7 protein-coding genes are annotated in these 8,528 nt (G+C 73.3%); 4 read left to right on the top strand and 3 right to left on the bottom strand.

What is annotated here, in order from left to right; genetic code table 11:
• Window positions 1-59: 59 nt before the first annotated feature.
• Window positions 60-1,160: an amidohydrolase family protein gene (locus tag ACWD4B_RS20320; protein ID WP_451422041.1), complete on the bottom strand. Its 1,101-nt coding sequence runs from the start codon at window positions 1,158-1,160 to the stop codon at window positions 60-62.
• Between the two features lie 23 nt (window positions 1,161-1,183).
• Window positions 1,184-2,212: a methyltransferase gene (locus tag ACWD4B_RS20325; RefSeq protein WP_451422042.1), complete on the bottom strand. Its 1,029-nt coding sequence runs from the start codon at window positions 2,210-2,212 to the stop codon at window positions 1,184-1,186.
• 302 nt (window positions 2,213-2,514) lie between these two features.
• On the opposite strand from ACWD4B_RS20325, the gene ACWD4B_RS20330 reads away from it, so the two are divergent.
• The 3 genes from ACWD4B_RS20330 (at window position 2,515) to ACWD4B_RS20340 (ending at window position 5,751) form a co-directional block, all read left to right on the top strand.
• Complete coding sequence (locus tag ACWD4B_RS20330; RefSeq protein WP_451422043.1) at window positions 2,515-3,747, top strand: sensor histidine kinase; 1,233 nt, start codon at window positions 2,515-2,517, stop codon at window positions 3,745-3,747.
• Window positions 3,748-3,780: 33 nt separating this feature from the next.
• Window positions 3,781-4,443 (top strand): response regulator, encoded by a 663-nt coding sequence (locus tag ACWD4B_RS20335; protein WP_451422044.1) that lies wholly within the window; start codon window positions 3,781-3,783, stop codon window positions 4,441-4,443.
• Window positions 4,444-4,539: 96 nt separating this feature from the next.
• Window positions 4,540-5,751 (top strand): TerD family protein, encoded by a 1,212-nt coding sequence (locus ACWD4B_RS20340; protein WP_451422047.1) that lies wholly within the window; start codon window positions 4,540-4,542, stop codon window positions 5,749-5,751.
• Between the two features lie 85 nt (window positions 5,752-5,836).
• Here ACWD4B_RS20340 and ACWD4B_RS20345 read toward each other — a convergent pair whose 3' ends face one another.
• Window positions 5,837-7,324 (bottom strand): hypothetical protein, encoded by a 1,488-nt coding sequence (locus ACWD4B_RS20345; protein WP_451422045.1) that lies wholly within the window; start codon window positions 7,322-7,324, stop codon window positions 5,837-5,839.
• Window positions 7,325-7,536: 212 nt separating this feature from the next.
• Here ACWD4B_RS20345 and dapA point away from each other — a divergent pair, with 212 nt between their 5' ends.
• Window positions 7,537-8,439 carry a 4-hydroxy-tetrahydrodipicolinate synthase gene (gene dapA, locus ACWD4B_RS20350; RefSeq protein ID WP_451422046.1) on the top strand — a complete coding sequence of 301 codons (903 nt, stop codon included), beginning with the start codon at window positions 7,537-7,539 and terminating at the stop codon, window positions 8,437-8,439.
• Window positions 8,440-8,528: the final 89 nt, after the last annotated feature.

The following is an 8,528-nucleotide window of genomic DNA, read 5'->3' on the forward strand; positions in this document are numbered from 1 at the left end:
AGGTACCCCCATGCGGCTCCGCCGCGTGGGCGCGACCAGCCACGAACAACCCGCACCCTCTACCCCACCACCCGCCCCCGCAGCACCACCCGGCGCGGAGCGCCCAACACCCTTACGTCCGCACGGGGATCCTCCTCGTACACGACGAAGTCGGCGGGCGCCCCTTCCTCCAGCCCCGCCCGCCCCAGCCACTCCCGCGCCCCCCACGACGCCGCCGCCAGCGCGGCCGACGCCGGGAGCCCGGCCCTCACCAGCTCCTCGACCTCCTGCGCCACCAGCCCGTGCGGCAGCGAACCGCCGGCGTCCGTGCCCACGTACACCGGGATCCCCGCGTCGTACGCCGCACCCACCGTCGCGTAGCGGCGCGCGTGCAGGGCCCGCATGTGCTCCGCCCAGCGCGGGAACTTCTTCTCGCCGCCCTCCGCCAGCCGCGGGAACGTCGCGATGTTGACCAGCGTGGGGACGATCGCCACCCCCTTCTCCGCGAAGAGCGGGATCGTCTCCTCGGTCAGCCCGGTGGCGTGCTCGATGCAGTCGATCCCGGCCTCGACCAGCGGCGCGAGCGTCTCCTCCGCGAAGCAGTGCGCGGTGACGCGCGCACCCAGCCGGTGCGCCTCCGCGATCGCGGCCTCGACCGCCCCGCGCGGCCAGCAGGCGCCCAGGTCGCCGGTCTCGCGGTCGATCCAGTCGCCGACGAGCTTGACCCAGCCGTCCCCGCGCCGCGCCTCGTGCGCCACGTAGGCCACGAGGTCCTCCGGCTCGATCTCGTGGGCGTAGTTGCGGATGTAGCGGCGGGTGCGGGCGATGTGGCGGCCGGCGCGGATGATGCGCGGGAGGTCTTCGCGGTCGTCGATCCAGCGGGTGTCGGAGGGCGAGCCGGCGTCGCGCAGCAGCAGTGCCCCGGCGTGCCGTTCGGTCAACGCCTGCTTCTCGGTGGTCGATTCGTCGACCGCACCGTGTGCGTCGAGCCCCACGTGGCAGTGTGCGTCCACCAGTCCGGGCAACACCCACCCGGTGATCGTCGTGACGTCCGCCGTTCCCGTCGGCCGGTCGAAGGTGATCCGTCCGCCGACCACCCACATCTCGTCGCGCACCCCGCTCAGGGGGTCCGGGCCGACCAGTATCCGTCCCTTGATGTGCAGCACCGCACTCGCGTCCATGCATGCACTGTACGAGGCGTGCGTCACTTGCCGGCGATCACCATCGACTCGGCCCCGGCCAGGTGCTCGACGCGGCTGTCGCGGAAGCCCGCCTCCGCCAGCCAGCCGCGGCAGTCCGCCCCGGTGTAGTCGAAGCCGCCGCGGGTCTCGATCAGCATGTTGAGGCTCATCAGCAGTCCGGCGAGGTTCTCCCGGCGGTCGTCGTCGATCAGCATCTCGTAGACGATCACCCGGCCGCCCTCCGGCAGCGCCTCGTGCGCCTTGCGCAGCAGCATCCGCTTCGTGGGCAGGTCCCAGTCGTGCAGGATGTGCCCGAAGACCAGCACGTCGGCCCGGGGCAGCGGGTCGGTGAAGAAGTCGCCGTCCGCGAAGGCGAGTCGGCCGGCGAGGCCGGACGTCCTCGCCTGTTCCTCGAAGGCGGCCCGGCAGGCGGGCAGGTCGAAGCCGGTGCCCCGCAGGTGCGGGTGGCGCTGCAGGAGGTGCCGGAGCAGCCCGCCCTCCGCGCAGCCGATGTCGGCCACGGTGCGGTGGCCGGACCAGTCGACGGTCTCGGCGAGGGCGTGGGCGGAGCGCAGGGACAGGCCGGTCATCGCCTGCTGGAAGACGGCCACGCGTTCGGGGTCCTCGTAGAGGGTGGCGAAGAAGTCGCCGCCGTCCTTGATCTCGTTCTGCGGCTCTCCGGTGCGCAGCCCTTCGCCGAGGGCGCCCCAGTAGCCGTAGAGCCTGGCGTCTAGCATCTCGATGAATCCGCCGAGGTAGCCGTCCTCGCCCCGGACCAGGTGGCGGGCGGTGGCCGGGGTGTTGGCGTAGCTTCCGTCGTGGCGCTCCAGCAGGCCGAGGGCCACGAGGGCGTCGAAGAAGTCCCGGGCGGAGCGCGGGTGCAGCCCCAGCCGGGTGCGCAGTTCCTCGCCGGGCAGAGGGCGTTCGGCGAGGGTGGTGAAGAGCCCGGAGCGGACTGCGGTGAACAGGACCTGCGAGGCCTGGAAGCCCAGGCTGATCTCGACGATGCGGTCGAGCGCCGGGGCGAGGCCGGCTTCGGGGTGCGGTGCCATGACAGTCCTCGGGACGCGAAAGTTCGTTGAGCGCTGGACCGTTCAGTCCTACCCGCCCCGCCCCGCGCCGACGCGGCAGGTGGGAGCGCCGACGCCGAAAGGTTGCACGCCGGAGGGCGGATTCGGCGCTCCGCCCTGAGGACGGGGCACGGCACGGGCGTCTCCGCCCTGCGGCCGAGAGGCTCCGCCGTCCAGGCCGACGCGCAAAGCTCGGGCCAGAGCAATTCTGTACGTATGAACTCGATTCAGGACGACCACGGCACCAAATGACGTACCGAGCACGGCGGTTCTACTCTGTGATCATGAATCCACTGACCGGCAGGAGGGCGCGGCTGCGCTGGGCCCACCTGCTGCTCGGCGGCGCCCTGCTGATGCCGTACTACCTGCTGGCCAACGTCCTGGTGTCGTTCTTCGTCACCGGGCACGGGTTCTTCGCCTCGACCGGCGCCACGTTTCTGGCCTTCGCCGTGGCACTGCCCCTGGCCGCCGTCTCGACGGCGGTGTTCGCCCAGCTCCGCCCGCTGGAGTGCGCAGCGGCGCGCACGCTGCTCGGGGTGCCGGAGGCCGAACTGGCCACCGGTACGGCCGGGTCCTGGGGCTCGCGCGGGCGCACGGCCGCCTACTACGGCCTGCACCTCGCGGCCGGGGGCGTCGTCAGCGGCATGTCGCTGGCCACGCCGCCGTTCGCCCTGTTCCTGATGTCCATGCCGTTCACCGGCGTGCACGCGCCGTGGACCTGGCTCGGCGCGTTCCACCGCACGCCGTGGACGTGGCTCGCGCCACTGGCCGGAGCGGCGCTGTTCCTGCTGATCCTCGTCACCTCGTGGGGCGCGGGGGCCCTGCTGACGCGCTGCGCGCCCGCGTTGCTGGGCCCGTCGGCGGCCGAGCGGATCGCGGCGGCCGAGGAGCGGGCGATGCGCCTCGCTCTGCGCAACCGGCTCGCGCGCGAGCTGCACGACTCGGTCGGCCACGCGCTGAGCGCGGTGACCCTCCAGGCGGGCGCCGCCCGCAGGGTCTTCGACTCCGACCCCGGGTTCGCCCGGGAGGCGCTCGTCGCGATCGAGGAGACGGCACGGGACGCGGTCGGCGAACTGGACGCCGTCCTGGGCCTGCTGCGCGAGGACGGCCCCACACCGACGGCACCGGCGCCCACGCTCGCCGGCCTCGGTGCACTCGTGGCACGCACCCGCGCGACGGGCGGCACGGTCACGCTCACCGCACCGGATGAGCCGGCGCTGGAGGCGGTGCCTGCGACGGTCTCCCGTGAGGCGTACCGCATGGTGCAGGAGGGGCTGACGAATGCGGTGCGGCACGCGGGGCGTGTACCGGTGCGGCTGCATCTCGCCCTGGGCGATGGGGCGTTGTGCATCACGGTGGAGAACCCGGTGCCGGGGGGCACGGCACGGCGCACCGGCGGCGGCCGCGGCCTGCCGGGCATCGCCGAACGGGCCCGGCTGCTGCGGGGGCATGCCGAGTGGGGCGAACAGGACGGGGTGTGGCGGCTGTCGGTCCGTCTGCCGCTGGGCGGGGTGTGAGGGCCCCGGGGGCGGCGCCCTACCCTGACCCCCATGTCATCCATACGCATCGTCCTCGCCGACGACGAACGCCTGGTCCGTACCGCCCTCCGTGCCGTCCTCGGCGCGGAACCCGGCATGGAGGTCGTCGGGGAGGCCGCCACGGGGGCCGAGGCCGTGTCCCTGGTGCGCGCGTTGCGTCCCGACATCGTCCTCATGGACGTCCGCATGCCCGAGATCGACGGACTCCGCGCCACCGAGCAGATCCTGGCCGGCATGGACGAGCCGCCCCGCATCGTCGTCCTCACCACCTTCGAGAACGACAGCTACGTCTACGACGCGCTCCGTGTCGGAGCCTCCGGCTTCCTCCTCAAGCGCTCCGGCGCCGACGAACTCGTCCAGGCCGTGCGGATGGTGGCGCGCAGCGACTCGCTGCTCTTCCCCGCCGCCGTCCGCGCCCTGGCCGCGGCCCACGCGGACGGCCGGGCCGGGCGCGGCATCGCGGACCGGCTGCGCGAGCGGCTGTCCGAGCGGGAGGCCGAGGTGCTGCGGCTGATGGCGGCCGGCCTGTCGAACGCCGAGATCGCGGAACGGCTGACCGTGGGCGCGGCGACGGTCAAGTCGCACGTGGCGGCGGTTCTGGCCAAGCTGGGGGTGCGGGACCGCACCCAGGCCGTCATCGCCGCCTACGAATGCGGTTTCGTCAGCCCGCGCTGACACTGACAGCCCTCGGTTCGAATATTCCCGGCCACCTTCGGAATTCAGGTCATGGAACCGTAAAGCCCGGCTGATCGTTCATGGTGCATGACCGCTATGACACCCGGCTCGAACATCCCGCTCTCCGTCCCGCGCGTGACGGTGGACGTCACCGCACCGGTGCGGCTCGATGTTTCGGGCCTGCTGCTCACCGCCGACGGCAAGGTGCGCTCGGACGCCGACTTCGTCTTCTACAACCAGCCCGCGGGACCGGGCGTCACCCACCGCGCCGCGGCCGCCGGCACGCCCGATGCCATCACGGTCGACACCGCTGCCGTCCCGGCGGACATCGACAAGGTCGTCGTCACCGCGAGCCTCGACGCGCAGGGCGCCGCCTTCGCCGGCACCGAGCCGACCGCGACGGTGCGCGGCGCGGACGACGGCTCCGTGCTGGCGGTGTTCACGCCGCCGCAGCTGGGCGCGGAGACGGCGCTGATCGTCGTGGAGGTCTACCGGCGCAACGGCGCCTGGAAGGTCCGGGCGGTGGGCCAGGGGTACGCGGACGGACTGGCGGGTATCGCCACGGACTTCGGGGTGAGCGTGGAGGAGCCCGCGCAGCCGGCGGCGCCGGCGCCCGTGGCCCCCGTGGCCCCGCCCGTGCCCGTCGTGGCCCCGCAGCCGGTGCCCCCGGCGCCCGTACCGCCCGTACCGGCGATGCCGCCCTCCCCGCCCGCGCCCGTGTCCGCGCCCGGCAAGGTCAGCCTGGACAAGGGCCGGGTGAGCCTGCAGAAGAATCAGTCGGTGTCCCTCGTCAAGGGCGGGCAGCCGCTGCAGCATTCGGTGGTCATGGGCCTCGGCTGGGAGCCCGCCTTCCACCGCCGGGCGATCGACCTGGACGCCTCGGTCATCGCCTACGGCCCCGACCGCAGCATGGTCGACGCCTGCTACTTCGGCCGCCTGATGATCCTGAACGGCGCCGTCCAGCACTCCGGCGACAACCTCACCGGCGAGGGCTCCGGCGACGACGAGAGCATCACGGTGCACCTGGGCGGGCTGCCGCCGGAGGTCACCGGCCTTGTCTTCACGGTGAGTTCGTACAACGGCCAGAAGTTCACCGACGTCGCGAAGGCGTACTGCCGGCTGCTCGACGCGCAGACCGGCGAGGAGCTGGTCCGCTTCGACCTGACCGGCTCGGAGCCGAAGACCGGTGTCCTGATGTGCAAGTTCGTCCGGCAGTACTCGGGCGAGTGGGAGATGACGGCCATCGGCGAGTACGTGAAGGCCAAGACGGTGCGGGACATGGTGAAGCCGGCGGCGGCTGCGCTGTAGCGCATCAGCCGGTTCTTCGGCTGCAGGTCGGCTGTGGCCGATCGCGCAGTTCCCCGCGCCCCTTTGGGGCGCGGGGAACGCAACCTCAGTGGTGCGAGCGCGCCTTGAAGGCCGCCTTGCGGGCCTCCTTCGCCGCCTTCTTGTCCGGGTGCAGCCGGCCCATCGCCTCCAGGACCTCCGCCGTCGCCGGGTGCTCCACCCGCCACGCCGCGTCGAAGAAGCCGCTGTGCCCGCCGACCAGGCCCTCCACGAGCGCGCGCAGCTCCTCGGAGTCGCCGTCGGCGGCCAGCTGTGCCGCGATCGTGTCGATCGTCAGCCAGAAGACCATCTCCTCGCCCGGCTCGGGAACGTCCGTCGCGCCGTGCTCGGCGAGCCAGACGCGGGCCAGGCCGCCCAGCTGCGGGTCGTCGAGGACCTCGCGCAGCGCGGGCTCCGCCTCGGTGCCCAGCAGGGCGAGGGTCTGCTGGCAGGCCAGCCGGCGGGACGGTGCGTCCTCGTCGTTCCCGTGGGCGGCGGCGAGCAGTTCGCGGGCCGCGTCGAGCGGTTCCCGGCGGGCGAGCCAGAGTTCGGCCTCCGTGCGGGTGGTGTGCGCGGGGTGACCGGGAAGGGCGGCGAGCAGGGTGGCCGCGTCCTCCTCGGCGAGGTCGCCGACGGCCGGGGCGTCGACCCCCGCGTCCAGCATCCGGGCCCGCACGCCGAAGAGGCCGAGCGGGGTGAGGGCGACCATGCCGTAGCGCGTGACGTCCTCCTCCTCGGGCAGCTCGGAGGCGAGGCCGTCGACGGACTCACGGATGCGGCCCTCGCCGTCGACCTCCTCGATGAGTGCCTCGTCGACGGGCTGGTACTCGACGAGCCCGGTCGGCGCGAGCATCCGGAACTGGTCGTCGAGCCGCATCATCGCGTCGGAGACCTCTTCGAGGATGTCGTCCGTGGGCTCGTCCATGTCGTCCGGGACGATCATGGAGGCGGCGAGCGCCGGCAGCGGCACGGGCCGGTCGGCCGCGCCCTCGCCGAGCGCGGTCAGCAGGTAGAGGTTGCCGAGGACGCCGTCGAGGAAGTCGGCCTCCTCCTCCGGGTTCCAGTCGAGCGCGTCCAGGTCGATCTCGCCGGCCTCGGAGAGCTGGTCGACGAGGTCGGCCAGGTCGGGTGCGGCGGCGTCGGCCAGGACGGTCTCCAGACCGCCGAGCCACAGGTCGAGGACGTCCTGCGGGCTGCCGGAGGTGACCGTGGCGAGCTCCTCGCCCGCGACGGCGGTGCCGGAGGGCTCGTCGGAGCCGAGCTCCTCCGTCTCCTCGCCCTCGGTGAACTCCACCAGCCCCGTGTCCAGCGCCAGCTGCCAGGCCTCGGCGGCGTACGCGGGCCCGTCCTCCTCGTCCGCCATCCCCAGCAGCCCGGCGGCTTCGGCGAGTTGACCGGACAGCAGCTCCCCGCCCGCACCGACCGGCGTGCCCTCCCCGGCCCAGCGTGCGAGCTGCACGGCGCGGGAGAACAGCGGCGCGGACAGCGCGTCCCGCGCGAGCTCCGCGTCGGAGGGGAGCCGCACCGGCGGCATGGTCGGGCGGTCTCCGGACATCAGGGAACTGTCTCCTCGCTCGTGCGGAACAGCGTCACGGGCCGTCGTGGACCGGACGCACGGTGCCCCAGCCTAGACGGGTTTCGCCCTGCTCCGCCCGCTGTAGCGTCGCTAAGCAATCAGTGGAGAACATTTCAATGGACCTGCACGGCCGGGGTACCCAGAATCGAGCGCACCGCCCTCGTTTCCTCCCGTGTCAGGAGTGTGCTGCGATGACCGCACCGACCGCCCTTCCCTTCGGCCGCACCGTCTGCGCCATGGTCACCCCCTTCACCGCGGACGGGGCCCTCGACCTCGACGGCGCACAGCGCCTCGCCGACCACCTCGTCGGAGAGGGCGGCTGCGACGGGCTCGTCCTCAGCGGCACCACCGGTGAGTCGCCGACCACCGGCGACGCGGAGAAGAACGCACTGATCCGCGCCGTCGCCGAGGCCGTCGGCGACCGGGCGCGCATCACGGCCGGGGTCGGCTCGCCCGACACCCGGCACACCGTGGAGCTCGCGCGGGCGGCCGAAGCGGCAGGGGCGCACGGGGTGCTGGTGGTGACCCCGTACTACAGCCGCCCGCCGCAGGAGGACATCGCGGAGCACTTCCTGACGGTGGCCGACGCGGTCGGTGTGCCGGTGATGCTGTACGACATCCCGGGGCGCACGGGCACCCGGATCGAGCCCGCGACGATGCTGCGGCTGGCGGAGCACCCGCGGATCGCGGGCGTGAAGGACTGCGCGTACGACCTGCTGGGCAGCTCGAAGGTGATCGCGCAGACCGGCCTCGCGTACTACTCGGGCTGCGAGGAACTGAACCTCCCGCTGCGCTCGGTGGGCGGCGCCGGCTACGTGAGCACGGTCGCGAACGTGGCGGGCCCGCTGCTGGCGGCGGCACTCGACGCGTACGACCGCGGCGCGCACGAGGAGGCACTGCGCTGCCACCAGCGGGTACTGCCGCTGGTGGAGGCGATGATGGCGGCGGGCCTGCCGGGCACGGTGACGGCGAAGGCCCTGCTGAACACGCTGGGCCTGCCGGCGGGCCCGGTACGGGCACCGCTGCGGGGGGCGGCGAAGGAGCGGGTGGCGGGGCTGGTGAGGACGTACGAGGAGGCCGTCGGCGCCCCGTAAGGGGCGCGGGGAACTGCGCGACCAGCCACGACGCGCCCGCAGTCGAGGCACTCGGGGCTGCGCCCCTTACGGGGGGGCCGAATTCGCCC

It is taken from the genome of Streptomyces sp. NPDC002536, from assembly GCF_053594995.1.

What these genes read in the sequence shown, in the direction of transcription:
- ACWD4B_RS20335 (WP_451422044.1), top strand. Translation starts at nt 3,781, where the DNA reads ATGTCATCCATACGCATCGTCCTCGCCGACGACGAACGCCTGGTCCGT.
- ACWD4B_RS20345 (WP_451422045.1), bottom strand. Translation starts at nt 7,324, where the DNA reads ATGTCCGGAGACCGCCCGACCATGCCGCCGGTGCGGCTCCCCTCCGAC.
- ACWD4B_RS20320 (WP_451422041.1), bottom strand. Translation starts at nt 1,160, where the DNA reads ATGGACGCGAGTGCGGTGCTGCACATCAAGGGACGGATACTGGTCGGC.
- ACWD4B_RS20330 (WP_451422043.1), top strand. Translation starts at nt 2,515, where the DNA reads ATGAATCCACTGACCGGCAGGAGGGCGCGGCTGCGCTGGGCCCACCTG.
- dapA (WP_451422046.1), top strand. Translation starts at nt 7,537, where the DNA reads ATGACCGCACCGACCGCCCTTCCCTTCGGCCGCACCGTCTGCGCCATG.
- ACWD4B_RS20325 (WP_451422042.1), bottom strand. Translation starts at nt 2,212, where the DNA reads ATGGCACCGCACCCCGAAGCCGGCCTCGCCCCGGCGCTCGACCGCATC.
- ACWD4B_RS20340 (WP_451422047.1), top strand. Translation starts at nt 4,540, where the DNA reads ATGACACCCGGCTCGAACATCCCGCTCTCCGTCCCGCGCGTGACGGTG.